Origin of the sequence: Catelliglobosispora koreensis DSM 44566 (assembly GCF_000379685.1) — a bacterium.
In the GTDB taxonomy this organism is placed as follows: Bacteria; Actinomycetota; Actinomycetes; order Mycobacteriales; family Micromonosporaceae; genus Catelliglobosispora; species Catelliglobosispora koreensis.
The window spans coordinates 20,348-46,812 of record NZ_KB903289.1; the positions used below are offsets into that span (position 1 = coordinate 20,348).

23 protein-coding genes are annotated in these 26,465 nt (G+C 64.2%); 15 read left to right on the forward strand and 8 right to left on the reverse strand.

Annotated elements, in window-relative coordinates:
- Positions 1-258 precede the first annotated feature (258 nt).
- Entirely contained in the window at positions 259-1,251 is a 993-nt protein-coding gene (locus tag A3E1_RS0128030; protein WP_020524116.1) for a LacI family DNA-binding transcriptional regulator, read from the reverse strand.
- Between the two features lie 284 nt (positions 1,252-1,535).
- Here A3E1_RS0128030 and araB point away from each other — a divergent pair, with 284 nt between their 5' ends.
- The 8 genes from araB to A3E1_RS0128070 all read left to right on the forward strand — a co-directional run bounded on the left by araB (position 1,536) and on the right by A3E1_RS0128070 (position 11,146).
- Positions 1,536-3,170, forward strand: coding sequence for a ribulokinase (gene araB / locus A3E1_RS0128035; RefSeq protein WP_020524117.1), 1,635 nt, complete (start codon positions 1,536-1,538; stop codon positions 3,168-3,170).
- Positions 3,167-3,838: an L-ribulose-5-phosphate 4-epimerase gene (locus A3E1_RS0128040; protein ID WP_020524118.1), complete on the forward strand. Its 672-nt coding sequence runs from the start codon at positions 3,167-3,169 to the stop codon at positions 3,836-3,838. The genes araB and A3E1_RS0128040 overlap by 4 nt, the downstream gene beginning before the upstream one ends.
- A 90-nt stretch (positions 3,839-3,928) precedes the next feature.
- Positions 3,929-4,930, forward strand: coding sequence for an ABC transporter substrate-binding protein (locus tag A3E1_RS0128045; protein WP_020524119.1), 1,002 nt, complete (start codon positions 3,929-3,931; stop codon positions 4,928-4,930).
- A 64-nt stretch (positions 4,931-4,994) separates the two neighbouring features.
- The gene (locus tag A3E1_RS0128050) at positions 4,995-6,521 is read left to right on the forward strand and encodes a sugar ABC transporter ATP-binding protein (protein ID WP_020524120.1); all 1,527 of its coding nucleotides are present in this window, start codon (positions 4,995-4,997) and stop codon (positions 6,519-6,521) included.
- The gene (locus A3E1_RS0128055; protein WP_020524121.1) at positions 6,518-7,546 is read left to right on the forward strand and encodes an ABC transporter permease; all 1,029 of its coding nucleotides are present in this window, start codon (positions 6,518-6,520) and stop codon (positions 7,544-7,546) included. Before A3E1_RS0128050 ends, A3E1_RS0128055 begins: the two co-directional genes overlap by 4 nt.
- Positions 7,543-8,532 (forward strand): galactofuranose ABC transporter, permease protein YjfF, encoded by a 990-nt coding sequence (gene yjfF / locus A3E1_RS0128060; protein ID WP_020524122.1) that lies wholly within the window; start codon positions 7,543-7,545, stop codon positions 8,530-8,532. Before A3E1_RS0128055 ends, yjfF begins: the two co-directional genes overlap by 4 nt.
- Before the next feature lie 28 nt (positions 8,533-8,560).
- Positions 8,561-10,063, forward strand: a complete 1,503-nt coding sequence (araA, locus tag A3E1_RS0128065) for an L-arabinose isomerase (RefSeq protein WP_020524123.1) — start codon at positions 8,561-8,563, stop codon at positions 10,061-10,063.
- A 66-nt stretch (positions 10,064-10,129) separates the two neighbouring features.
- Positions 10,130-11,146 carry a LacI family DNA-binding transcriptional regulator gene (locus A3E1_RS0128070; RefSeq protein ID WP_020524124.1) on the forward strand — a complete coding sequence of 339 codons (1,017 nt, stop codon included), beginning with the start codon at positions 10,130-10,132 and terminating at the stop codon, positions 11,144-11,146.
- A gap of 49 nt (positions 11,147-11,195) precedes the next feature.
- Here A3E1_RS0128070 and A3E1_RS0128075 read toward each other — a convergent pair whose 3' ends face one another.
- The 3 genes from A3E1_RS0128075 to A3E1_RS0128085 all read right to left on the reverse strand — a co-directional run bounded on the left by A3E1_RS0128075 (position 11,196) and on the right by A3E1_RS0128085 (position 16,773).
- Positions 11,196-13,925: a beta-L-arabinofuranosidase domain-containing protein gene (locus A3E1_RS0128075; RefSeq protein ID WP_020524125.1), complete on the reverse strand. Its 2,730-nt coding sequence runs from the start codon at positions 13,923-13,925 to the stop codon at positions 11,196-11,198.
- A 63-nt stretch (positions 13,926-13,988) separates the two neighbouring features.
- Positions 13,989-15,452, reverse strand: coding sequence for a non-reducing end alpha-L-arabinofuranosidase family hydrolase (locus A3E1_RS0128080; protein ID WP_026208913.1), 1,464 nt, complete (start codon positions 15,450-15,452; stop codon positions 13,989-13,991).
- 283 nt (positions 15,453-15,735) lie between these two features.
- Entirely contained in the window at positions 15,736-16,773 is a 1,038-nt protein-coding gene (locus tag A3E1_RS0128085; protein ID WP_020524127.1) for a LacI family DNA-binding transcriptional regulator, read from the reverse strand.
- Positions 16,774-16,921: 148 nt separating this feature from the next.
- Here A3E1_RS0128085 and A3E1_RS42460 point away from each other — a divergent pair, with 148 nt between their 5' ends.
- The 6 genes from A3E1_RS42460 to A3E1_RS0128115 all read left to right on the forward strand — a co-directional run bounded on the left by A3E1_RS42460 (position 16,922) and on the right by A3E1_RS0128115 (position 23,365).
- Positions 16,922-17,929 (forward strand): LacI family DNA-binding transcriptional regulator, encoded by a 1,008-nt coding sequence (locus tag A3E1_RS42460; RefSeq protein ID WP_020524128.1) that lies wholly within the window; start codon positions 16,922-16,924, stop codon positions 17,927-17,929.
- A 72-nt stretch (positions 17,930-18,001) separates the two neighbouring features.
- Positions 18,002-18,955, forward strand: a complete 954-nt coding sequence (locus A3E1_RS42465) for a hypothetical protein (RefSeq protein ID WP_020524129.1) — start codon at positions 18,002-18,004, stop codon at positions 18,953-18,955.
- Positions 18,956-19,040: 85 nt separating this feature from the next.
- Positions 19,041-19,211 carry a hypothetical protein gene (locus A3E1_RS47405; RefSeq protein ID WP_020524130.1) on the forward strand — a complete coding sequence of 57 codons (171 nt, stop codon included), beginning with the start codon at positions 19,041-19,043 and terminating at the stop codon, positions 19,209-19,211.
- A gap of 247 nt (positions 19,212-19,458) precedes the next feature.
- Positions 19,459-21,579, forward strand: a complete 2,121-nt coding sequence (locus A3E1_RS42470) for a transglycosylase domain-containing protein (RefSeq protein WP_051105176.1) — start codon at positions 19,459-19,461, stop codon at positions 21,577-21,579.
- Between the two features lie 65 nt (positions 21,580-21,644).
- Entirely contained in the window at positions 21,645-22,250 is a 606-nt protein-coding gene (locus A3E1_RS0128110) for a hypothetical protein (RefSeq protein WP_157631783.1), read from the forward strand.
- Positions 22,251-22,738: 488 nt separating this feature from the next.
- A complete protein-coding gene (locus A3E1_RS0128115) occupies positions 22,739-23,365 on the forward strand; it encodes a VOC family protein (RefSeq protein WP_026208914.1) in 627 nt (208 codons plus the stop codon).
- 59 nt (positions 23,366-23,424) lie between these two features.
- On the opposite strand, the gene A3E1_RS0128120 is transcribed toward A3E1_RS0128115, so the two are convergent.
- Both A3E1_RS0128120 and A3E1_RS0128125 read right to left on the reverse strand, forming a co-directional pair.
- Positions 23,425-23,976, reverse strand: coding sequence for a DoxX family protein (locus A3E1_RS0128120; RefSeq protein WP_020524134.1), 552 nt, complete (start codon positions 23,974-23,976; stop codon positions 23,425-23,427).
- Entirely contained in the window at positions 23,973-24,428 is a 456-nt protein-coding gene (locus tag A3E1_RS0128125) for a carboxymuconolactone decarboxylase family protein (protein WP_020524135.1), read from the reverse strand. Before A3E1_RS0128125 ends, A3E1_RS0128120 begins: the two co-directional genes overlap by 4 nt.
- Before the next feature lie 171 nt (positions 24,429-24,599).
- On the opposite strand from A3E1_RS0128125, the gene A3E1_RS42475 reads away from it, so the two are divergent.
- Complete coding sequence (locus A3E1_RS42475; protein ID WP_157631784.1) at positions 24,600-25,175, forward strand: GrpB family protein; 576 nt, start codon at positions 24,600-24,602, stop codon at positions 25,173-25,175.
- Here the strand turns inward: A3E1_RS42475 and A3E1_RS0128135 are convergent.
- Together A3E1_RS0128135 and A3E1_RS0128140 are read right to left on the reverse strand one after the other, a co-directional pair.
- Complete coding sequence (locus A3E1_RS0128135; RefSeq protein ID WP_020524137.1) at positions 25,099-26,091, reverse strand: hypothetical protein; 993 nt, start codon at positions 26,089-26,091, stop codon at positions 25,099-25,101. The genes A3E1_RS42475 and A3E1_RS0128135 overlap by 77 nt on opposite strands.
- Positions 26,088-26,423, reverse strand: coding sequence for a PadR family transcriptional regulator (locus tag A3E1_RS0128140; protein WP_020524138.1), 336 nt, complete (start codon positions 26,421-26,423; stop codon positions 26,088-26,090). Before A3E1_RS0128140 ends, A3E1_RS0128135 begins: the two co-directional genes overlap by 4 nt.
- Between the last annotated feature and the right edge of the window lie 42 nt (positions 26,424-26,465).

Consider the following 26,465-nt stretch of genomic DNA (forward strand, 5'->3'; position numbering starts at 1 on the left):
CGCGATGACACGCTCTGGGCGAGCGTGCGCATGTAGTTATCCACCCGGCTGGCGTGCCCGGAATCGTGCCGGGTGTCGTGATGCGCCCTTCGGTCATCGACTGTGAACGATAACATCGCCGTCGTCAAGACGTAACGAACGGGTTCGCGGAAGCGTCCACTGTGGAATATCGCTGCCGCATCACGGTTTAGCTGGGGTGGCGCAGATCTGCGCGACCGTCTGCCCGCCCGGAAACTCGCTAGAAATTGTTAACGTTAACTAGCGTCGCTTGCGTGGTGCGGACACGCTCTGGCGCGTGATGAGCGTGGGGGCGATAACGCGGCGCTGGCCCTCAGTGGTGCCCGAGACGATCTGGTCATGGAGTAGTTCCAGCGTGGCTGCCGCCACCGCCTCGAAATCTGGCCGGACTGTCGTGAGTGGAGGAATGTAGAACTCAGCTTCAGGAACGTCGTCGAAGCCCACGATGCTGATGTCTTCGGGCACGCGGCGGCCGTGTTCGTGAAAGGCGCGCAGGGCGCCCAGGGCCAGGTGGTCGTTAGCGGCGAAAACGGCGGTGATCTCCTTCATCCGCGCTATCACCTGGCCGGCGTGATAGCCGGCCGCGGCTGACCAATCTGCCGCCATCACCGGCGGGATCTCGGCGCCGGCCTCAGCGAGCGCGCGCTTCCAGCCGGCGACGCGGCCCCGGCTATCGAACCAGTCCTCCGGGCCTGACACGTGCCAAACCGTCTTGTGCCCCTTGTCGAGCAGGTGCCTGGTGGCCGCGTATCCGCCGGCTTCCTGGTCAACCGTGACCAGTTCAGTGGAGCGCTGCGGGTCGCCGTCGATGCAGACCAGCGGTATGTCGCTGGGGATCTGGTCGAGCACTTCGTTGGCCGAGTCCACTGGCGCGATGACGACCAGCCCGGCGACACGCTGATCGAGATGCCGGCTGACCGCCGCATGCATCGGCGCCCGTTCCAGCGTTCGCACGCTTTCGACGCTGATGGTGAATCCGCTTCCCGTTGCCGCCTGCGCGAGAGCCGCCAGCGTCGAGGCCGGGCCATACAAAGTGGAGTTTTGCGCGACTACACCGATCACTTGTGACTTCCCTGTCGCCAGAGCGCGGGCGGCACGGTTCGGGCGATAGCCGAGTTCGGCGATGGCCGCTCGCACCCGAAGCCGGGTCTGCTCCGTCACGTTTGGATGGTCATTAAGAACCCTCGATACGGTTTGGTGTGAGACGCCGGCGAGTTTCGCCACGTCCATCATTCCCGGATCGCCAGTGCCTCTGGCCAACGGATGCCCTCACTCCCGCGAAGAACGCTTTCCCCGAGTGTAGGCACCGGTGCTCTGGGCACGGACAGGGGCGCGACTCTCACCGCAAGTCATGCGCGCGCCCCTGCCGGCTAGCGGTCAGTGTTAACGCACACATCCGCCTCCGTCAAGCCTGCTCGCAAAGACCTGTGGTTTCCCCGATGTTGCCGGAACGTGTCTTGACGGGACGCAATGTGAACGCTAACACTATGGGCCAGCAGTCAGCAGGAGGTAAATCGATGGGCGAGCGGTACGTGATCGGCGTCGACTTTGGCACCCTCACCGGCAGGGCCCTTGTCGTCCGCGTGAGCGACGGTGCCGAGGTGGGTACGGCAGTCCACGAGTACAAGCACGGTGTCATGGACTCTGTGCTGGTCGCGACGGGACAGCAGCTGCCGCCAGACTGGGCGCTACAGGATCCGGATGACTACCGCGACGTGCTGCGGCACGCGGTTCCTGCCGCGGTCGCCGCCGCTGGCATCAACCCGGCCGACGTCATCGGCATCGGCACCGACTTCACGGCGTGCACGGTCCTTCCCGTGCTCGCCGATGGCACACCGCTGTGCGAGGTCGCTGACTTGCGCCACCGGCCGCACGCCTGGGTGAAACTGTGGAAGCACCACGCGGCCCAGCCGCACGCCGACCGGATCAACGCCGTCGCCCACGAGCGCGGCGAACCATGGATCGGCAGGTACGGCGGGAAGATCTCAGCCGAATGGCAGTTCGCCAAAGGGCTTCAGCTCGCCGAAGAAGATCCCGAGGTCTACCAGCGGGCCGACCGGTTCATCGAAGCGGCCGACTGGATCGTCTGGCAGCTGTGCGGGGCCGAAACCCGTAACGTTTGCACCGCTGGGTATAAGGGGATCCGGCAGGACGGCCAGTTCCCGTCGCCGGAATACCTCGCCGCGCTGAATCCAGCTTTCGCCGGATTCGTGTCCAAAGTGGACGGACCAGTGCACCCGCTAGGCGGCCGCGCCGGGAGCTTGACCGCACAAGCCGCCGCATGGACGGGCCTTCCCGAAGGCATCGCGGTCGCGGTCGGAAATGTAGACGCGCACGTGACCGCCGCGTCCGCGCAGGCGCTCAAGCCCGGCCGTCTTGTCGCCATCATGGGAACTTCCACCTGTCACGTCCTCAACGGCAGCTCTGTCGCGGAGGTGCCCGGGATGTGCGGTGTCGTCGACGGGGGCATCAGCGCCGGAGCCTGGGGCTACGAGGCAGGCCAGAGTGGGGTCGGCGACATCTTCGGCTGGTTCGTCGAGCACGCGGCCCCGGCCGGTTATGACTCGCACGCCACCCTGTCGGAGCTCGCCGCCGCTCAACCTGTTGGCGCACACGGGCTTGTGGCCCTCGACTGGTGGAACGGCAACCGTTCGCTGCTGGTCAACCACGACCTCAGCGGCCTGATCGTCGGGATGACCCTCGCCACGCGCCCGGCCGACATCTACCGGGCGTTACTTGAAGCGACCGCCTACGGCACCCGGATGATCATCGAGGCGTTCGCTGACGCCGGTGTCGATGTGCAAGACCTGGTGATCGCGGGCGGCCTGACGGGCAATGCGTTGCTGATGCAGATATACGCCGACGTGACGAACCGCCCACTGCACCTCATCCGGTCGGCGCAAGGGCCGGCGCTGGGTTCGGCGATCCATGCGGCCGTCGCGGCCGGTGCCTACACCGATGTATACGCCGCGTCGGAGGTCATGGGCCGCATCGACGAAGGTGTGTACCAGCCGGATCCGGTCCGTGCCAAGGCATATGACGCCCTGTACGGCCACTATCGCCGCTTGCATGACCACTTCGGGCGCGGGGGAGACGACATCATGCTGGAGCTGCGGTCGATCCGCAACGCGGCCCGGGCGGTGGCACTGTGAACACCGTCATCGCCCAGCTTCGCCAAGACGTCGCCACGCTTCATGCCGAACTAACCCGCTACGGACTGGTCGCCTGGACCGCAGGCAATATTTCGGCGCGCGTTCCCGGGTACCAGCTGATGGTTATCAAACCCAGTGGGGTCGGCTACGGCGAGCTGACCGCGGACCGCATGGTGGTCTGTGATCTGTATGGGAAAGTCGTCGAGGGCGACCTATCGCCGTCGAGTGACACCGAGGCACACGCCTACGTTTACCGGGCCATGCCGGAGGTCGGCGGTGTCGTGCACACCCACAGTCCCTACGCCACGGCGTGGGCGGCACGCGGTGAGGCGATCGCCTGTCACCTGACCGCTCAGGCCGACGAATTCGGCGGCGAGATTCCCGTCGGGCCGTTCGCATTGATCGGCGGCGACGACATCGGAAAGGCAATCGTGGCAACGCTCAGCGGCCACCGCTCGCCGGCGGTGCTGATGCGAAACCATGGCGTTTTCACCATAGGCAAGGACGCGAAAGCCGCGGTGAAAGCCGCCGTCATGTGCGAGGACGTCGCACGCACCGCACACCTGGCCCGCGCACTCGGGGACCCGGTGCCCATGGCCCCGGCCGATATCGACGCGCTGTATCAGCGTTATCAAAACGTATACGGGCAGGCGACCCCGGCCCGCTAACTCTCACCGCAACGCACCACCACTATGACCGCGCGCCACCGTCCCAAGGGCGTGCGCGGCGGGAAATTGCCACACATCCAAGGAGAATGCATGCTCACCACTGGCAAGGCCCTCACGCGGCGGCACGCCGTCGCGGTGCTGACAGCCACCCTTCTTACCGCGGGTTTGGCTGCGTGCGGCAACAGTGACACCGGCGACAAGCCGGCCGACGATGGAAAGCTCACGCTCGGCTTCTCACAGGTTGGCGCGGAAAGTGGCTGGCGCACCGCGAACACCAACTCGATCAAGGAAGCCGCCGCGGCGGCTGGCATCGAGCTGAAGTTCGATGACGCGCAGCAGAAGCAGGAAAACCAGATCAAGGCGATCCGCAACTACATCCAGCAGAAGGTTGATGTCATCGCCTTCTCGCCGGTCGTGGAGTCGGGATGGGACACCGTCCTGAAGGAAGCCAAGGACGCCGGGATCCCGGTCATCCTGACCGACCGTGCCGTTGACTCGCAGGACAAGACGCTCTACAAGACGTTCATCGGTTCCGACTTCGTCAAGGAAGGCAAGCTTTCTGGCGAGTGGCTCGTCAACGAAAGCAAGTCCGCGACCGGCACGGTGAACATCGTTGAGCTGCAAGGCACCACGGGCTCGGCGCCGGCCAACGACCGCAAGAAGGGTTTCGCCGCCGCCATCGCCGCCAACCCGAACCTGAAGGTCATCGCCTCGCAGACCGGTGATTTCACCCGCGCCGGTGGCAAGGCCGTCATGGAGCAGTTCCTCAAGGCTCACCCGAAGATTGACGTGCTGTTCGCCCACAACGACGACATGGGCCTGGGCGCGCTTGAGGCGATCACCGCGGCGGGCAAAGTGCCCGGCAAAGACATCAAGATCATCACGATCGACGCGGTGAAGGACGGCATGCAGGCACTCGCCGACGGCAAGTTCAACTTCATCGCCGAGTGCAGCCCGCTGCTTGGCCCTCAGCTGATGGAACTGGTCAAGAAGGTCAAGGCGGGCGAGACGGTGCCCGCACGTATCGAAACCCAGGAAACGACGTTCACGCCGGAACAGGCGAAGGCCGCGCTTCCGACCCGCAAGTACTGATCCATTCCGGGGACCGTCGTAATCGCCGACGGCGGTCCCCGCGTCCCTAGGAAGGCCCGGCCGCATGACGCACCCGGTCTTGACGATGACCTCAATAAGCAAAACCTTTCCCGGCGTGCGGGCACTCGATGGCGTCCAGTTCCGCCTGTTCCCGGGCGAGATCCACGCCCTCATGGGCGAGAACGGCGCTGGAAAATCCACGCTGATCAAAGTTCTGACCGGGGTGTACAGCCCGGACGAAGGCGCCATAGACCTTGCGGGGACACCGGTGTCGTTCGGCGGGCCGATGCAGGCCGCCGCAGCCGGAGTCAGCACGGTTTACCAGGAAGTCAACCTGTGCGCCAACCTTTCGGTCGCGGAGAACATCTTCATCGGCCGCGAACCCCGCCGACTCGGGTCCATTCACTGGGGCGAAATGCGGCGCAGAGCGCGGGCACTGCTGGCCCGCCTGGACCTCGACATCGACGTGACCGCACTATTGGGAACGTATTCCCTTGCGGTGCAGCAAATGGTCGCCATCGCCCGCGCCATCGATATCAAGGCCAGGATCCTCATCCTGGATGAGCCAACGTCCAGTCTGGACGCCCGCGAAGTCGAGCAGCTTTTTCGCATCATGCGCCAGCTGCGGGACACAGGCATCGCCATCCTTTTCGTCACACACTTTCTGGACCAGGTCTACAGCGTGGCCGACCGGATCACGGTGTTGCGCAACGGAAAGCTCGTCGGCGAATACCCGATCGCCGAGCTGCCCCAGCTCGCGCTGGTCGAAAAGATGATTGGCAAAGAGCTTGACGTGCTTGAGCGCCTTGAGGAACAGCCCAAGCGGGACCTGGCGGCGCTGGAAGCGAGCACTCCCTTCATTCAAGCCGATGGCGTTGGCCGAAAAGGGGTCGTGGCACCGTTTAGCCTGACCATCCACGGCGGAGAAGTCGTTGGGCTCGCCGGATTGCTTGGCTCAGGCCGCACCGAAGTGGCCCGGCTGCTCTTCGGCGCGGACCGGGCCGATAGCGGCCGCTTCGTCGTTAACGGCGCACAGACACCGATGCGCAACCCGGTCGCGGCCATCGGCCACGACATCGCGTTCTGTTCGGAAAACCGCCGCACCGAAGGGCTCGTCGGCGACCTCACCGTCCGCGAGAACATCATCCTCGCGATGCAGGCCGCACGCGGCTGGCTGCGGCCCCTGCCGCGCCGCCGGCAAGACGAGCTGGTAGCCAAATACGTCGAGGCGCTCAGCATCAGGCCTTCCGATCCAGAGATCCCGGTGCGCAACCTTTCCGGCGGAAACCAGCAAAAGGTGCTGCTGGCGCGCTGGCTCATCACAGAGCCACGGCTGCTGATCCTGGACGAGCCCACGCGCGGCATTGACATCGGCGCGAAGGCGGAGATCCAGAAGTTGGTCGTTCAGCTTTCCGACGGGGGAATGGCGGTGCTGTTCATCTCCGCCGAACTTGAAGAGGTTCTGCGGCTGAGCCACAAGATCGCCGTTATGCGCGACCGGAATCTCGTCAGCCAGCTGGCAAATGACGACACTGTCAGCGCTGAGCACATCATGCAAGCGATTGCCAGCGCTGGAGGGACAGGGCAATGAGCGCGTTAAAGAATCATCGCCTGTTCTGGCCGGTGCTGGTATTAGTAGCCCTGCTGACGGCCAACGCCATCTACCGGCCAAGCTTTCTGGCCGTCCAAATGCGAGACGGCCACCTTTACGGCAGCGTCATCGACATCGTGCGCTTGAGCGCGCCGCTGATTCTCGTGGCGCTGGGCATGACGCTCGTCATCGCGACCGGGGGCATCGACCTGTCGGTCGGCTCAATCTGCGCCATCAGCGGTGCGGTGGCTTGCTTTTACATCAGCCAGCAGCCCGATCAGAACAGCCTGGCTTCAGTGCTGACCGCACTGGTTCTTGGCCTCGGGCTGGCGCTCGTGCTCGGGGCGTGGAACGGCGTTCTCGTTGCCATCATTGGCATTCAGCCCATCATAGCCACGCTGATTCTCATGGTCGCGGGACGGGGCCTGGCGCAGCTGATCACCGAGGGCCAGATCATCACCATCAACTCCAGCCCTTATAAGACCATCGGCGTGGGGCACCTGCTCACCCTGCCGTTCGCGATCTTCGTCGCGCTCGCGGTCACCGTGTTGCTGGCGGCGCTGACCCGGCGTACCGCGCTGGGCATGATTATCGAATCGGTGGGCGGAAACGCCGAAGCCAGCCGGCTGGCCGGAATCCGGTCACGCCGGATCATCTTCCTCGCCTACGTGATCAGCGCCGTGTGCGCCGCTATCGCCGGCTTCATGCTGACCGCCAACGTGTCCAGTGCCGACGGCAACAGCGCGGGACTGTGGATCGAACTCGACGCGATCCTGGCTGTCGTGATTGGAGGGACGTCGCTCGCCGGGGGCCGGTTCTTCTTCAGCGGCACCATCCTCGGAGCGCTGATCATCCAAACCCTCACCACGACGGTGTACGCGATGGACATCTCACCGCAGACATCACTGCTATTCAAGGCAGTCGTGGTCATCGCCGTGTGCCTGATCCAAGCGCCAGCGTTCCGGGACAAATTCACCCGCCGTAAACCCACCGCCGTCAGCCAAAAGGAGCAGGTCCCGGCATGACTACGAACATCTTCACCGGGCGCACCTGGCCGCGTCTGTTACAGCAACGCCATCTGCCGCTGTTAGCGACGCTCGCTCTGCTGCTTGTCATGTATGGCGTTGGCGTGTCACAGTACCGGGCTTTCTCCAACGTTCAGGTCATCTTCAACGTCTTTATTGACAACGGGTTCCTGCTCGTGGTCGCGGTTGGCATGACCTTCGTCATCCTGACGGGTGGCATTGACCTGTCCGTTGGCTCCGTGGTCGCGATGACCGCGATGGTGTCCGCGTCGCTGTTACAGGACGGCAAACCGGCGCCGCTGGTGCTGCTGATCGCGTTGCTCATCGGGCCAGCCCTAGGTTTCGTCATGGGCTGCGTTATCCACTACTTCGAGATCCAGCCGTTCATCGTGACACTGGCGGGGATGTTCTTCGCCCGGGGGATGTGCACCTGGATCAGCGAAACGTCGATACCCATCACCGACCCGTTCTGGACAGCCGCGGCACAGGAACGCATCGGCGATCCGCGAGGCAACTTCGTTTCGGTCAGCGTGCTGATCGCCTTCGCCGTTGTCGCGATCGCGGCGTACACGCTGGCGTACACCCCGCTGGGCCGCAACGTTTACGCCATCGGCGGCAATCCGCAGTCGGCTCTGCTGATGGGATTGCCCGTGGCGCGTACGCGCATCGCCGTGTACACCATCAGCGGGCTGTGCTCAGCGGTCGGCGGGATCCTGCTGTCGTTCTACACCCTTTCCGGGGCACCGCTGATCGCGGTCGGCATGGAGCTAGACGTGATCGCCGCGGTCGTGATTGGTGGCACCGTCCTCACCGGAGGGTCCGGATACGTGTTCGGCACGGTCCTGGGAGTGCTTGTCCTCGGCGTGATCCAGACGCTGATCACCTTCGACGGCACCCTGAGTTCCTGGTGGACCAAGATCGTCATCGGTGGGCTGCTGTTCGTCTTCATCCTGCTACAGCGCCTTATCGGCATCCGCAAGAAGTGACCCCGTAACCCCGTGGAAGGTATGCGCAATGACACCTGAGCCCCTGCCAGAGATCTGGTTTCTCACGGGCAGCCAGAGCATGTATGGCGAAGAGACCCTGCGCCAGGTCGCTGGCCAGTCTCGGGAAATCGCCCGCCTGCTCGATGAGTCGCCTGACATTCCCGCCCGTGTGGTGTGGAAGCCGGTCCTGACCTCCAGCACGGAGATCCTGAAGGTTTGCCGCGACGCGGCGGTCGAGGGTGCGGCCGGGGTGATCGCCTGGATGCACACCTTCTCACCGGCGAAAATGTGGATCTCCGGGCTGGACGCGCTGTCGACGCCGTTGCTGCATCTGCATACCCAAGCCAATCTGCTCCTGCCATGGGGCGATATCGACATGGACTTCATGAATCTCAACCAGGCCGCTCACGGCGACCGGGAGTTCGGGTTCATCCAGACTCGGCTGGGAGTGGCCCGCAAGACCGTCGCCGGGCACGTCAGCGACCCGAGGGTGGTCGCCCGCGTCGGCGCCTGGGCCCGCGCGGCGACCGGCTGGTCGGCGATGCGAACACTGCGCCTGGCCCGATTCGGCGACAACATGCGCGACGTGGCGGTGACCGAAGGCGACAAAGTCGAAGCGGAACTTCACTTTGGCGTGTCGGTCAACACCTATGGTGTCAACGACCTGGTGGCAGTGGTCGACGAGGTTGGCGATGCCCAAATCGATTCCCTCGTAAAGGAATACGACGACCTCTACCGCCTGGCTCCCGAACTGCGCCCCGGCGGGGACCGGCACCAATCGCTGCGCTACGCCGCGCAGATCGAGGCCGGCCTGCGCCATTTCCTTGACGCTGGCGGGTTCCGGGCCTTCACGACGAACTTCGAAGACCTGGGCGGCCTGCGGCAACTGCCGGGCATCGCGGTACAGCGGCTGATGGCCGACGGGTACGGCTTCGGCGGCGAAGGCGACTGGAAAACCTCCGTCCTCGTGCGGACCCTAAAGGCCATGTCGGCGGGAATGCCGGGCGGAACGTCCTTTATGGAGGACTACACCTACGACCTGAGCCCCGGGCAGGAACTGGTCCTCGGCGCGCACATGCTTGAGGTGTGCCCGACAATCGCCGCCGCACCTCCCAACGTTGAGATTCATCCGCTCAGCATCGGTGGCCGCGAAGACCCCGTCCGGCTCGTGTTCGACGCCGCGCCCGGCCCGGCTGTCGTGCTTGGACTGGCCGACATGGGGGACCGGTTTCGCTTGGTGGCCAACGAAGTGGACGTGGTCGCGCCGCCGCACCCGTTGCCGAAGCTTCCGGTCGCCCGTGCCGTGTGGGCGCCGAGGCCCAGTCTCGCCACGTCCGCGGAGGCCTGGATCACCGCTGGCGCACCACATCACACCGTGCTATCACAGGCGATCGGCGTCGAGGAGCTCCACGACCTCGCCGAAATGACGCGTACCGAACTCATCGTCATTGACGCGGACACCACGACCCGCCGGCTGGCCGACGAGATCCGATGGAACCAGGCCTACTACAGGCTGGCCCGTGGGTTCTGACGCGGCTTGAACCACCATGCGCGCCCCGCGCCGCGGGGCGCGCAACTGTCTGCAAGGGAGTAAGAAATGAATGAGCACCCGGCCCGCCCCGCGGTGATGAACGACGTCGCGCGGCTTGCCGGGGTTTCACACCAAACAGTCTCCCGGGTACTCAACAACCACCCCAGCGTGCGGGACGAGACCCGCGAACGGGTGCTGCGTGCGGTCAGCCAACTGAACTACCGGCCCAACGCGCTAGCGCGCGGTCTGGCAGCACGCCGCTCCAGGGTCATCGGCGTGGTCAGTTTCGACACGATCCTCTACGGGCCAGCCGCGACCCTGCTCGGGGTAGAACGGGCCGCGCGGCAAGCCGACCACGGCATCAGCATTGTCACGCTGGAGAAGCTCGACCGGGCAGGAGTGGTCGAAGCCGTCAGCCGGCTCACGGAACAGTCCGTCGCCGGTGTCGTCATCATCGCGCCGCTCATGACCGCCGCCTCAGCCGCGCACAGTCTGCCCACCGGTGTCCCGGCGGTGGTCGTGGAATCCGACGCCGCCGGAGACGTGCCCACGATCTCGGTGGACCAAGTCAAAGGCGCACGCATCGCCGTCGATCATTTACTGTCCCTCGGCCACGAAACCGTTTGGCACGTCAGCGGTCCACGGGACTGGCTGGAGGCACGCGACCGTGCCGATGGCTGGAGACAAGCTCTCGAATCAGCCGGGCGCCGCGTTCCGCCGATCATCCACGGCGACTGGAGCCCCCGGTCCGGTTACGAAGCAGGGCAGGCGATCGCACACCGGCCCGACGTTACAGCTGTCTTCTGCGCCAACGACCAGCAGGCGCTGGGCATGCTGCGGGCATTGCATGAGCGCGGGGTCAAAGTGCCTGAAGACGTGAGCCTCATTGGGTTTGACGACATCCCGGAAGCCGAATACCTCTCACCACCGCTGACCACCATCCGGCAAGACTTCGACGAAGTCGGCCGCCGCTGCCTCGCGGCGCTGCTGGACATGCTCGACAGCGACACACTCGTCACTGCCGCCCGTCATCCGCGTGTGGAGCCGACCTTGGTCGTCCGTGCTAGCACAGGATGCCCCTGATCGCGACGGCGGCAAGGATCGATGCCAGGCCGCCGTCGCGACTCGCCGCTTACACGAAGCGCCAGAGGTGATCGCCGGTGCCGTTGTCATCCCAAAGCAGCACCTGAGCTCCCTGCGCGGTGGAAGCGCCGCTTACCCCCAGAACCCGGCCGCCATTGGCGGACTGGATCCGGAAATAACCGTTGGCGCCGTGGCGAAGCCGCCAGCGGCGGTCGTTCGCGCCGGTGTCAGCGAGCTGGACCGCACGGGTGCCGTTGGCGGTGCCGCTGCCCTCGACTCCAAGGACTTTGCCGCTATTGCCGTTACGCAGCCGCAGGTAGCCGCCGTCGACGACAGCCGTCCACAGGTGGTCGGTGGTCCCGTTATCAGCCCACTGGATAACGAGGGCGTTGTCGGCTGTGGACATGTTCTGCACGCCGAGCACCAAGCCACTGCGCAGATTCTGAATGCGCCGCGCACCGTCGGGCACGAAGCGCCACAGGTTGTCGGCCGTGCCGTTGTCAGACTCCTGCACCGCCTGCGCGCCCTGGGCGGTCGAGCCGTTCTGGATCGCCAATAGCTTGCCGCTGTGAACGTTGCGCAGCTTGTGGGTGCCATCGCCGTTGTCGACCAGCGTCCAGCGGTGATCGGCGGTCCCGTTGTCAGCCCACTGGATGACGAGGGCGTTGTCGGCTGTGGACATGTTCTGCACGCCAAGAACCTTGCCGCTGTTGATGTTTCGCAGGCGAACCGCGGTGCCATCGGTGATGAGCTCCCACAAATGATCGGCGGTGCCGTTGTCGCCCCATTGCAGGGCCTGGCCTCCGTCGGCTGTGGACATGTCCCTGATGCCGAGCACCAGTCCGCTGGCAGCGTTGGCTAATCTGAAACTGGCCATGCTGGGGCTCGTGCTGGAACTCCAGTAGACCGTGTAGTTGAAGCCATGCGCGTCGTAGAACGGGCCCAGGTTGACGGCTGCCCCATTGGCGGTGGCCGTGAACGTGAGCGCGGTGGTGCTGGTGCGGGTCACCGACGATGGGTTGAGGCTTGGCAGTGCCGACAGGGCCGTATTGCCGTAGTTTCCGGACAGGACCGCTGGGCCGTAGGTTAGCGCGATGACGCCCGCGTTGTCGTTGGCCTGGCGCGTGACCAGTTGCATGGGCAGCCTGACGGTGACCGTGTCCCCGGACGCCCAGGTGCGGGTCAGCACGGCGTAGGTCCCCGGTGCGGTGGCGATGTTCTGCACGGTGCCGTTGACACTGACGGTGGCGCCGCTAGCCCAGGCTGGGATACGGATACGCATCGACCACGAGCTGCCGGCGTTGCCGGTCACGGTCAGCGTTGTGGTGTCACTGACCGGGTAGGTCGTCGTCTGGGTGACGGTGATGCCGCGCTGGGTCCAATTTAGAACCGACGGCAGGAAAAGGTTCACCGTCAGCGTCGTGCCGTTGTAGAAGTAGATCGAGTCCATGAGCTTGGTGTAGCTTTCCACCCCGGTGCCCTGACAGCACCAGAACGAGGCATAGTCGGTACTCCACGTGCCGCCGCCCCAAGCCGGTCCTACCCCGCGCCGCCCGCCGGGCCTCAGCGGCGTGAAATACGTGACGTGGCCGTGACCGTCGGCCGGGTTCTGCGCCCCGACAACATGGTTGAGCAGTGCCCGTTCGTAGAAGTCGAAGTAGGCCACCTGATCGGGGTTCAGAAGCCACAGCTCCCGGGTCAGCTTGAGCATGTTGAAGGTGTTGCACAACTCGCAGGTGTCCTGGGTCAGATAGCCCGCGATCGCATTGGGCGCACGGAAATGCTCAGCCTGGCTGTTGCCGCCAATGACATACGTGTGGGCGCCAGTGCAGATCGCCCACGCGTTCGCGGCGATGTCGCGGTAACGGCCCGTTCCGGTCGCTTTGAATTCCCGGGCCGCACCAATCCACTTGGGAACCTGCGTGTTGGCATGGCGGCCGTTGAGCTGATCCTGGTTGGCCGCAAGCGGATTGAACACCGCGGCGTGGTCAAAGCGCTGGGCGACGGTCAGCCAGCGGGCGTCGCCGGTCTGCTGATAGACGTCGGCCAGGATGGCGTTCATGCCACCGAACTCGGTGTTCAACACGGACTGCATCTGCGCCGAGGTCAGGCGGCCGGTACGCCAATCTACCCAGCCGGACAGGGAGAGCAGCACATCACGGGCCTGGGTGCTGCCGAGCAGCCGCCACACATCCAGCAACCCGGTCAGGGTTTTGTGGATGCAGTACCACGGCACGTTGCCGTTGGACAGGTTGCCGGCTTCCAGGGCGCTGAAGTCAGACTCGGGGAAACCCGAAAGGTATCCGGCGCTGAAACCCGCGGAGCCGTTGTTGGCCTGGCACTTGGCCAGCTCCGCGACCATGTAGAGGGCCTTGTCGCGGCAGGTGGTGTCGCCCAGGACGGCGTATGCCTGCGCCCATGCCGTGAGCAGGTGCCCCTGCATATGTGTCCGGAAGGGAAAGTTCGGTGCGTCCCAGCCGCCTGTCGCCGCGGCACCATTGGTGGACAGGCGATGGTTAGCGCGGAAGTTGTAGAGCATCCGGTCGACATCGACGAACCGCAAATAGGACAGCGTGCGGTTCTGATTGTCGAGCCAGCGGCTGCTCGTCAGGGTGACCTGGCCGAAGTCGAACCCATAGGCGGACACACCAATGTCGGGGCGGGCCGGAGCCAAAGCGGCATAAGCGGGCGGGTCGCCCAGCATCGGTGCCGTCGCGGCGGCGACCGCGGCTACGCCGGTGGCCTGCAGCAGTTGCCGGCGGCTGAATCGAGACAACATGAGTTGGTCCTTTCACGAGTATGGCGGGGCCTGGCATCTGGCCAGGCCCCGCCATACATGACGTCAGCGCTGAAGGGTTAGCAGACCCGGCCGGTAGGGCAGGAGTCCGTATTCGACGCCGTCGGAACTGGGCGAACGCCCCTGGTACAGCAGCTGCAAATTGCAAGGATCGATGGTCATGGTCTGATCCGCGCTGCTGCGGATCAGCTCGCCGTGGCTGATGTCGTTGGTCCATGTCGCGCCACTGTTGGCCTTGCCAGCAAAGGGATTGCTCTCGGTCGCGGCCTGCGGCGTCCACGAACCACTGAGGCTGGTCGCCGTGAACGAGCGGAAGTAGCGGCCTTGCGCGCCGATCGCTTCGACGATCATGAGGTACTGGTTCTGACCCTGGACCTTGTAGACCTGAACCGCTTCGAACAAGTTGTTCGTCGTGTCGCTCATGATGGTCGTGTAGCTGGAGCCAAAGTTGCCCGGGAAGTTCCCGATGGGCATGCTGGCCCGGTAGATCTTGCCGTTGTCACCGGCGAAGAACAGGTACATGTTCGTGCCGTCACCGATGATTGCCTGATCGATGGGGCCAGTGCCAGAGCCGGTGATGCTTCCGGTGAATAGTGGCTGCGGTGCTGACCAGCCGTTGGGGTTCGTGGGGTCACTTGAGGTGCGGTAGATGAACGGCCATTGGCCCCATTGGTAGGCGAGTACCCAGATGTTTTTAGGGGCGAAGTAGAACAGCGAGGGTGCGACCGCGCCCGATGACATCGTGTTCTGGCTGGCCGTGCTCATGCTTGACCAGTTCGAGAAAACGCTGAAGTTCATAGAACCCCATGACGTTCCAAAATCATGCGTGGTCGCATAAACCAGATGGCCGCCGTTGTATGGGGCGTGGGTGAAGTCCTTAAGCGACACCCAGCCCGCCTTCGGCTGCGCCAGCGGGCCAGTCGATGTCCAGCGGTAGCTCGACGGAAGCGCCGTGCACGGGCCTCCGCCCCCTACGGGAACGAGTTGCCATTGCTGGTTGTTTCCGCTCCAGTCGTCGTATTGGACGATGTTTGCGTTGTTGGCGGTGGAGGCTCCTTGGACTTCGAGGACTTTGTTGCTGTGGCGGCTGGTGATTTTGATGTAGCCGTTGGTGGTGTCGGTCAGGCGCCATTGCTGGTTGTTGGTGTTGTTGTCGGTCCATTGGTGGATGGCTGCTCCGTTGGCGGTGGAGTTGCCTGAGACGTCGAGGACTTTGCCGGAGTGGCGGGATTTGATGCGGTAGTAGCCGCCNCCGGAGTCGACGAATTGCCATTGCTGGTTGTTTTGGTTGTGGCGGTCCCATTGGGTGATGCGGCCGCCGTCGGCGGTGGAGTTGTTGTAGATGTCGATTGCTTTGCCGCTGTTGCGGTTGACGATGACGTACCAGGCGTTCGGGTCAACCGTGACCGCCGACGCGGAGTCGGCGGGGATGGCGACGAGTGAGATCGCGAGAATGGCGGTGAGCACGGCTGCCAAAATGATTCGTGCTCGTGCCCGTCGCGGCCACATAGGAACCTCGGCGAGGGGAGTGCCCGCAAGGTCGTCACGTCTATCCAATATGGATGTGCGGCCCGCGGGCAGGAAGGCTGACCAGGAGTGTGACGATGGCCGGTGCATAGCTACCTCCGTGGGGACGATGAGGTGCGGTAACACGATGTGGGCTTGGTGCGAGATGCTGGGCGAGCAAGTTGCTGGTGAAACGGCTGCCGGGGTGCATTCCCACCGATGTTAACGTTCACAATTGCTAGCTCGATATGTGTAACATCCGCGATGCGAACAAGTCAACGGGTGGTTACGCGGTGGCTGTACGGCCTACCGTCGGCGCGGTCGACTCGCGTACGACAAGGCGGCAAGGGTGGCGGATGACGCCGCTATGTGGCCTGCCAGCGATGGCGTCCAGGAGCCGGGTAACCGCTGCCGCGCCCAGATCTTGCAGATTCAAGTCCACTGTGGTCAGTGGGGGCTGGCAGTCGGCGGCGAGGTCCTCCCAGTTGTCGTATCCGACAACGGCCACGTCATGCGGGACCATCCGGCCCATCTCCCGCAGCGCCTGCGCGGCCCCAGCCGCGATCTGATCGTTGCCACAGAAAAGCGCGTCGATCTCAGGGTGTGCCATTACCAGATGACGTGCCGTGTGCCGTCCCCACCGCTGCGACCACTCGCCAAATAACGGCTCTCCGTTGGCCCACGACAAACCGTGTGCGGCCAGAGCCGCACTAGCACCCGCGACGCGAGATCGCGCCGCGCGAAAGGACTCGGGTCCAGTGATGTGCGCGATGTGCCGCCGCTGGTGCGACACGAGATGGTCAATCGCTAGCCGGGCGCCGCCTTCATCATCACTCAGTAATGAGATGTCCGCCGGGTCGGTGGACTCGCCGTAGACGTACACCACCGGTACCGGCACATCATGGGTAATCGATGGATGGATGTCGTTCCTGTCGCCAACGACGATGAACCCATCGACCTGTCGGGCCAGCAGCGTGCGGATGTAATGCTGCCTGCGGATCGCGTCTCCGCGAGCGTCGCAAAGCAGGACCGCCATGTTCTCACTGCCCAGCACGTTTTCTGCGCCGAGCAGCACCGGAATGGAGAACCTGCCACCAAGCTCATCGGTAAGCAGGCCAATGGTTCTCGTCCGCCCTGAGATGAGGCTGCGGGCGAGCACATTGGGCTGAAAGGAAAGCCGCTCTGCCGCGTTGATGACCCTCGCGCGGGTGCCAGGGGCCACCTCACCGCGGGCGTTGAGCGCTTTGGAGGCTGTGGCCACCGAGACGCCCGCCAGTTGCGCGACATCGGCAAGAGTTGCCTGCTGCCCTCGCGACCTGGCCATCGAAATCCTTTCACCTAGTTTCGGTGCCCTAGGATATCCCCTTGTTAATATGACAGCTTCTTGCCGAAAAGGATTTCGGCAAGCATCGTGACCACATACAGAAACGGCGAAGGACGTGGCCTTGGCGCATCGCACACGTGACCCCGGCATGATGGATGTGGCGCGGCTGGCTGGCGTCTCGCACCAGACCGTCTCGCGGGTGCTCAACGACCACCCCCATGTCACAGAACGCACCCGCATGGTGGTCCGGGCCGCGATCGCTGAGCTCGGCTACCGGCCCAACCGGGCCGCACGCGCCCTGGCGACCGGAAGAACACAGGTCATCGGGGTCGTCACCCAAAGCTCCACTTTGTACGGTCCCGCGGCCACGCTCAGCTCGTTCGCCGAAGCCGCGATCGACGCCGGCTTTACCGTCAGTGTCGAAAGTGTCCGCTCACTCGACCGCGAACCCATGCAGGAAGCTGTGAGCCGTCACCTTGACCAGCGGGTCGCGGGTCTCGTCATCATCGCCCCCGTGGAGTCCGCTGGCGACGTGATAGGAACCGTGCCCGCTGACATGCCGCTCGTGTGCATCGACGGTGACCCAATGCTGCCGACCGACTTGGTCACCGTCGACCAGGAAGCCGGCGGCTACGCGGCAACGTCGCATTTGCTCAGTGCAGGGCACAAAACCGTTTGGCACGTGGCCGGCCCCGCGGAGTGGTTCGATAGCCGCGGCCGCATCGAAGGATGGCGCCGTGCCCTGACCGAGGCCAACGCTGAGATTCCACCACCGATTCAAGCCGACTGGTCGGCAGCGTCGGGATATCAAGCAGGCCAGCTTCTGAGCCGGATGCGCGAGGTCACCGCCATCTTCGCCGCCAATGACCACCTCGCCCTAGGCCTGCTGCGGGCCTTGCACGAACAGGGAAGACGCGTGCCCGAAGACGTCAGCCTCGTTGGGTTCGACGACCTGCCCGAGGCGGGTTTTTTCACCCCGCCGCTGACCACCATTCGCCCCGACTTCGCCGCGGTCGCGGCCGCGTGCCTGGAAATGCTGCTGTCCCAATTCGAATCGGGCCAGCGCGGCGGCCGCCAGAAGACGATCGCACCAACGCTGATATCGCGTTCAAGCGTCGCCAAGCTCTCTCTACCTGGGCGGCTAGCGAACGGTTAGCGCACGGAAAGTGAGCCCGCGCAACCTGATGGGACACGGGGATGTCCCGGATCGTTGTGTAAAGGAGCTCCAATGAAAGGAAGACTCCGTGCGGCAGTCCTCGCCGCGACGGCACTTAGCATTCTCATCGCCTCCGCTGGCACCGCACAGGCACGTCAGCCCTCCCAGTCATTCCGTGACGCGCGCGCCGCGGCAGCGGCCTCAGGCGAAATTGGCGTGGCCGCCAACGGCGGCATTGGCATCGCCGCGACATGGTTCACCGGCACGATCGCGGCCGGCGGCACGCAGGGGTGGGCCTGGACCAACGCCCCGGCCGACGCCGCCTACGTGGTTGGCTACAACCCGGCCGGAGCCACCACTTCGGCCATGTGCCAGTTCGAGACGATCAGCACCCACTACGTCCAGCTGTGGGGCGGACAGCGGCAATTCCACTTCACCCTCAAGAACGTCGGCTCGATTGCTTGTGGGGCAACAGTTCTGCTCACCGCGGTTTCCAGCTCGGTCATCGGCTCCACCGGAGGCGTGAGCCCGGGCGGCACGCAGGTGCACCTGTGGAACATTGCCTGGCACACCAACTGGGTGGTCGGTCTAAACCCGACCGGCGCCACGAGTGCGGCCGGCTGCCAATTCCGGGTCACACGCACCTGGTATGTGCAGCCCGGTGAAGCCGGAGCGCTCCGCCAGTTTTGGTGGGAAATCAAGAACGTGGGCACCATCGCCTGTCAGGCGGACCTGCGGCTGGCTTCCACTAGCGTGAGCAACAGCTTCGCTGTCGGTTCCGTGGGCTCCGGCGGCACGTATTCCACGACGTGGAACAACGCCAACCCGGTCACCTCCGCCTACCTGGTCGGCGTATCACCTCAGGGCAGCTGGCCCATTCCCTGCCAGTTCGAGGTCACGCGGATGATCTACCGCCAGCACATCAACAGTGATGGATCATCTGAACGCGAGATCCGGCTGTCGTTCAAGAATGTCAGCGGAACCCAATGTGGTGGTCTGGCGGAACTGAAAACCATCGCCGCCTGATCCACACCGTGGCCATCGCGTGGCAGTGACATTTGCCGGGCGATGGCCACGTTTCAGCACCAAAGCCAGGGGGCATAACAGCTTTATGGCCACCGTCGCTGCCAGGGCAGATCAAGGAGAAAGCCTTGCCTATCAAGTGCTGCTCCTGCGCTGCAAGGCCCGCGAGCAGATGCGCCAGCTGCGTGCCACGATGTGGCAACTCAACGAACTGACCAAAGTGGTGCGTGAGCATCAGCGGTCGCTCGCCGGCCGCTAGCCTCGTCAGGCTCATAGCGCCGCGTGCGGTCAAATCATCACAGTCGATTTCCTGACCGGCCACCCATTGGAGTGACGGCCAAGCCCGCAGCCAGCCATCCCTCGGATGATCCTATGCCGGGCCTCGTCTTATGGCTGCCCGCACGGTGCCCCATGGCCCTAGGCAAGCAGGTCGACCTTGTGGCCCAATCCCATGTGGTCGATGCGTGTCGTTTGGGGGTCGAATGGCATCTATTCAGCGTGCGGGTGTGCCGCACGTGAAGCTGCGCCGCAAACGCGATCGCCGTCTCCGGTTGCTGGCATCCGGGGTACTCATCATCGCCCTGCTCCTCGGCGGCGCCGTGATAGCCGGGACGGCCTTCTACGACCAAGTGATCACGCCGGGCGAGATGATGCTGGAAAACGCGACCGAGGTGTGGTCCGTGGACGGCAAGACGCAGATCGCTCAGCTGGGGTCAACGAACCGCACGGAAGTGCCGATGACCAAACTGCCGGAGGCGGTGCGTCATGCACTGATCGCCGGTGAGGACAAGAACTTTTACTCCCACAAGGGTATTGATCTGTGGGGGATCGGCCGTGCGGCGTGGAACAACCTCACCGGCGGTGCGACTCAGGGCGCTTCGACTATCACGCAGCAGTATGCGCGGCATGCCGCCAGCGACATGAAAATGACTTACGCGCGTAAGTCCCGCGAGGCTGTCATGGCACGAAAACTGGAAAACGAGTACTCGAAGATTGACATCCTCGGCTTCTATCTGAACACCGTCTACTTTGGACGCGGCGCCTACGGCATCGGCGCGGCCGCGGAGATCTATTTCGGCATCCCGCCAGACAATATCGAAACCATGACGGTGGCTCAAGCGGCGGTGCTGGGTGCGGTTCTCAAACAACCCGAGCCCTATGGCGAGGCCAGAGGCTTCGACCCGCAGAACGACCCGGCCGCGGCGCGGGATCGCTGGGCCTATGTGCTCAACAATATGGTGGAGATGCGGTGGTTGAGCCAGCACGACCGAAGCGCCCTGACCTACCCACAGACCCTGCCCTTCGACGAGCGAACGCAAGCCGCATGGGGCTACACCAATGCTGGCACCGGTTACGTGATGCGCTACATCGAAAAGGAACTCTTCGAACGCGGCGTGATTCTGCACCTGAACGAGAATCGTCTGGGCAACTGGAAAAACGCGGGCCTGCGAATCACCACCACCATTGACCCGCGGGTCCAGTCGGCATTGGAGGCTCAACTGAATCGTGCCGTCGCCGGCTCCAGCCTTAGCCAGCAGCGCGAGAACGTCATTGGCGCGGGAGTGGCCATCGATCCCGCGAACGGCCGAGTCCTTGCCTACTACGGCGGGACCAATAGCGGCATCAACACCGACTGGGCAGGGATGGACGCGCCGCATCCTCCAGGGTCATCGTTCAAGATTTATACACTGGCCGCAGGAGTAGCTGAGGGGATTTCGGTTGAGTCATACCTGGACCCACGTGTCCCAGAGGCCGAAAGTGAGGACTCGCCGTTCTACCGGCTGACCGCGAGGATGGGGCCGCAGAAGGTGATGCAGATGGCGGCTAACGCCGGCATTCGCACCGCGTGGCGGATTGACCCTGAGAAACCCATCGACCTGACCAAGGCGGTCCCCGGTGGCCGTGACCCCTTTGATTACAACGCCGGCGTAGGTCAATATCCCGTCACCGTGCTCGACCATGCCAGCGCCACGGCGACCTTCGCCAATCACGGCAAGTATTTCGCCCCGCACTTTGTGATCAAAGTGGAGCGTAAGAACCGCAAGACCCGGGAGTGGGAGCCGCTGCCCGCTGGCGCAGAAAAGCGCTTTGGCGCACAGCGGGTAAGCCGTGCGGTGGCCGACGACGTTACCGGTGTGCTCAAGCAGATGACAGGCGACGACATCGTTGCCGGGTCGGGCCGCGAATCCGCCGGTCTGTCCGGCGCCTGGGAGAATGGGCTCAAGAAACCCGATGGCAGCCAGCGGTTCCCTGGCACCAACGCGCACGCGTGGTTTACCGGATTCACAAGCCAGATCTCGGCCACCATCTGGGTCGGCAGCAAGGACTACAACGCCACCCCGATCCGCCATCTAGACGGCACCAGCATGGGTTCCGCCTATCCTCGATCACTGTGGAAGGCGTTCATGGACCACGCGTGCGCGGACTTGAATCTTCCGCCAACCAAATTGCCCTCCGGCCGCTACACCGGCGGTCAAGGGCGCGGCACGCCGCCGCTGCCGAGCCCGAGTCAGTCGCCAGGCTGCGATCCACACTGTTTCGCCCCGGTCCCGGATCCGACGCCCACACCGGCTCAGGAGACGACTGAGGCACCGAGCACGCCGGACCCAAGTGGCTCGCCCACCTAGTTTCCACATGCGACACGTTGACAGATAAGGCATCTGAAGCTGTGCGTCACGTTGGATCAATCTTATTGGCATCGATATTCGCGCCAGCCATATTCGTGCTGATCGACACCGGGCTGGCCGGAATCGACTCAGCCCGCGCCGGTTCCTTTACCGACGATCCGTTCAGCGCTCTTGCGGCGCTTGGGGCGTTGTTCCTCGCGGGGATCATCTATGGCGTGCTGGTGATGGCGCGCTTGTCGCCCGTGGGGCCTGGGTTCGCTGGACTTGCCCTCATGGCGATAAGCGGCTGGGCCGTTCTGGACCCATCGAGTTATGGCGACACACTGGGGACCGTCAACGCTCACATGGGTGGCGCCATAGCCCAGTTGGGGCTGGGCATGCTGCTCGGCGCGCCCTTGATCGCGACGTTGACCAGCCCACGCCGATGGCGCGGCGAGGACAACGGGGATAGCGAGCACGACGAGCCGCCACCGTCCACTTCGGGCGACACCCTGGTGGCTCCCGTGCTGCCGGTGTCCAAGACGCTGCTCGATTTCGTGCGGGCTCGAGCCGCGGTGCCTGAGCCGCCGCCCGCACCCCTGGACACGGCAGCCGCAAACCCTTTGCCGAATCGGATTCCGATGGTGCCGCCTGCCGGGAGTGCGGGCCCAAGGACGGACGAGCGGTCGTAGACACTGCTCGCCGAACCTGGGACGCCGACGCCGAACAGGGATGGCTACCCTGAGTGGCATGATCCAGTCCCCGTTGCCGAAACCTGGAATCCTTCGCGCAGATGACGTTGTCGCGCTCATTGGCACGTCTGGCGCGGTTCGCGATTCTCGACGCTGGCGCAGGAAGGCTGACCGCCCAGCCGGCCGGCCAGTGACGTTAGGGGCGCGGAACCTGAGGGCAATCACCGAAGCTGCTGATCATGCTGAACGCCCTGGCTTCCTCTGTGCTCACATTTGTAACCGAATCCCCGCCGATGCGCTCTACCGGGAGAACGGGCCAATGAACGTGAATAAATCACGGGCGGGAAGGACTAGCCGCAACCGGAGATCTTAGCGATCTTGGCTGGCAGTGGCGGGAGCTCCTCACCGTTGATGTCACCGTCGTGGAAGTCGGCGCCGCTTGTCCAACGTGGAGCGTCGGTGGGGCGTTCGATGTTAGGTTCGCCGGCATGACTGGGCAGATCACGGCGAGGCAGTTTCATGAGGCTGACGGTGTCGAAGACTGGCGCTGTCTTTACCACTTAGTTTCCGCCTACTTCGGCACTGGCTCGCTGGCCAAGGGTGCCGCACTGGCTGATGAGATCAGCCGGGTCGCCGGGGAGGCGGAGCAATATGTCAGCGTTGACCTTCGTCATGCGGGGGTCACCGTTTCGCTGGGGCGGCGTGACGTGGAGCTAGCGCGGCGGATTTCGGCTGCTGCCAAGGAGCTTGGCATCGCCTCCGATCCGTCTGCGGTGCAGCTCATCAATGTCACGCTGGACGCGCTCGTCCGGGCCGACGTGCTGCCGTTTTGGCGCGCGATCCTCGGTTATGGACAGATCGGCGATGACTACTTGTTCGACCCGGCTCGGCGCGGTCCTGGTTTTGGGCTACACCACATGGATGCGCCACGCCCACAGCGCAACCGCATTCACCTTGACGTCGCCGTTCCACACGATCAGGCCGAAGCGCGCATCGCCGCCGCGCTAGCCGCGGGTGGCCGTCTTGTCTCCGACGAGCACGCTCCAAAGTGGTGGGTGCTGTCCGATGCTGAGGGCAATGAGGCTTGCGTCGCCACCTGGGTAGGGCGCGGCTAGTACCAGATAATGAAGGAATGGCCTTGGGGTATAGAACCCCAAGGCCTTCGCGACTGTAACTAGAACTGAGCGTTCGTCATCGTGTACCACGTCGGGGCGAAAACCAGCAGTGCCATCAGCACGATGACCGCCGCTGACTTGACGATGCCCGCGGTGGTTAGCGGTGCTGCTTCGATGGGCCTGCGGTTCCACCGTCCGAGGGCGATGAAGGCCGCGATGCCGCCGAGGATGATGTTGGCGGGGATCAGTGCCCACTCGCCACGCAGGGCGTGGAACCCAGCGGCGAGAACCATGGTCAGCGCTAGGCCGTAGCCCGCCAGTGGCGTCAGCTTCGGCATGACCCGGGTCATCGCTGGCAGGATCAGGCCGATGCCGCCGAGCACCTCGACGATGCCGATGAACACGATCAGAGACTGCGGCACAGCGGCATACCAAGCCACAGCCTTGGGAGCCGAGGCGTACAAAGCGTTGTCATACAACAGCACTTTGCCGAAACCGCTGCCGGCGAAGAAGAAGCCGCCGATGACTTGCAGGATCCAAAGCGTGGTGTTGAGGGTGAACCAGCGGCGCTTGGGCGTGGTGTGGGCGGCGTCGATCAGGTGAGTACTCATGGCATTGCCTTTCGTTGGCGTGTGGCGACGTTGAGACGGTTGAAAGCGTTGGTGACGGCGATGTTGAGGAGTAACGCGGCAAGTTCCTTTTGGTCGAAGTAGGTGGCGGCTCTGTCCCACACCTCGTCTGGCACGGGATCGGGGCTGTCGGCGAGCCGCGTGACGGCTTCAGTTAGGGCAAGCGCGGCACGCATCTCGTCGCTGAAGCACAGGACCTCACTCCACGCGGCGACGGAGTTGATCTGTTCGGTGCTGGCGCCGTGACGGCGAGCCGCTTCGGCGCCCCGGAACACGCAAGCGCCGCTGCCGTTGATCTGGCTGGCCCGCAGATCGCTTAGCGCGAGCATCACGCTGTCGAGCCCAGTGCGTGAAACGGCGGCATTGACATCGGCCAAACCCTGCATGGCCTCTGGAACGAGGAACGCGGGGTTTGGCAGGCGCTCTGTTGACATCGGTTCCTCCTCCGGCGGTATCTGGTGACGGGAGAAGCTGACCACGGGCGCGTCAAGGCGCGCGCCGGCCGTGGGACACCGTGGGACACCGGAAACACCGCTGACCTGGGCAAACGTGACTCGGAAACGGGCGGCCGGGCTGGGACAGAGACCTCACGTACGCTCGCAGGCATGATCAGTGTCGAGCCCTACGACCCGGCGTGGGCCCAGCGGTTCGAAGACGAACGTCAGCTGTTAACCGAAGTGCTCGCCCCGTGGCTGCACGGCGGAGTGCACCACATCGGGTCGACCGCGATTCCCGGTCTGGCCGCCAAGCCGATCCTGGACATGATGGCCGGCGTGCGGGATCTGGTGCAGGCACGCGCTGCGATCGAAGTGCTGCAAAGTCATGGCTACACGCACGCCGAGCACCGGCCGCATGAGGCGATCTGGTTTTTCAAGCCTCAGGTCGAGCAGTGGCACGACAGAACGCATCAGCTGCATTTGACCGTGCCCGGCAGCGCATTGTGGAAGGAAAGACTGACGTTTCGCGACGCGTTGCGCGCCGACGCGGGGCTGCTCGCCGAGTACCAGGAGCTGAAATTAGGGCTGGCACAGCAAAGCCCGGATCTGGCTGAGTACACAGCGCATAAGCGCGAGTTCGTGACACGGGTTCTTGCCAGTGCTGGCATCACGCTGGATGGTGCAGTCCCGTTCTCCGCACGTCCGGCGTGCGACGGGCAGGCAGCTCAGCGACGGCAACGGTGAAGAGGACGGCGGCGAGCCCAGCCAGAGTGAGGTCGCGCCACGTTTCCCAATAGAAGACCAAAAAGGGAGCGCGGGCAAAGGCATCGGGCGCGAGTTCAGGGGCGAGGTAGAACAGAATGCCCCATCTGAATTCGTAGTAAAGAGCGGGCAGGAGCAGCAAAAATCCAGCTGTCGCGAGGGCACCCAGCGCCCTTTTCTGCACCAGATTCCGGCGGGCTAATAGCCGTCCCACCCGAGCCGTCAGCATCCAGCCGCCATAGGCGCCCAACAGTGCGCCGGCGAGCATGAACCAGGGGACTGCTGGCGGCGTTGCGCGGCTGAAGTCAAGAACGGAATCAGTGACTATTACCCGCGTGCCGCCCTTGGTGGCGACGTGAATGGTCCCTGCGCAAGAGCGGCACGGCCAGATGGAGATAGCCCAGCCGTTGGCGCGCAAGAACTTTACCGCCCGCGCGTCGATGTGCTGCCCCTTCTCGTAGGTGTCATAGATGTACACGACACTGCCTGGCATTCCATGGCCAAGCGACATGTGGCTGCCGAAGAGGAAGTCATACCGGTCACGCGAGTGGGGCTCGTCGGCCAAAATGGACTGAGCGATCGCCTCGGTCTCCGCCTTAGACGGCAGGGGGCCGGCCGTCCAGTTCCAGGCTGCCCAGATCCCCAGTGTGGCACCAAAAATGACCCCGGCCAGTGTCGTCATCACGGCGGCGATCCGGCTGAATTTGCCTGGCCGCAGGCGGAGCCGGCAACGGATGCCGGACGAGACGACGCTCAGTGCCGTCCGCGCCGAGGGCCACTGCTGCCCTGGCTGTGCTCCATCTAGCAATGTCGTGAGCATCTCCGCACCACGGGCGCGCCGGTAATGGCGCGGGAAAGCTAGTAGCAGCAACGCGAATCGCTTCTCTATCCGGCTCATGCTGGGCTCCAAGCGGCATCACCGGTCTTGCGTGCTCGCAGCCTTGACTCGGCGAGCTCCACAGCTTGCCTCATCCGGGACAGCTCTGTGGCCAGAGCAGTCGCGCCCTGATCGGTGATTTCGTAGTAGCGGCGCAACCGTCCGCTCACGACTTCTTCCCGGTTCACCCGCACCAGCCCCTCGTCGGTTAGCCGGTCGAGTGCGCCATAAAGCGTGCCAATACTGAGTTTCAGCCGCCCGCTGGACAGCACATGCACCTCTTCGATCAGCCCATATCCATGCAGCGGCTTGCCGGCCAGGGCGGAAAGAATCAGGAAAGTAGGCTCCCTCATCGTCACAGCGAAGATATTAGGGTTGCGAAGATATTCGCGCAA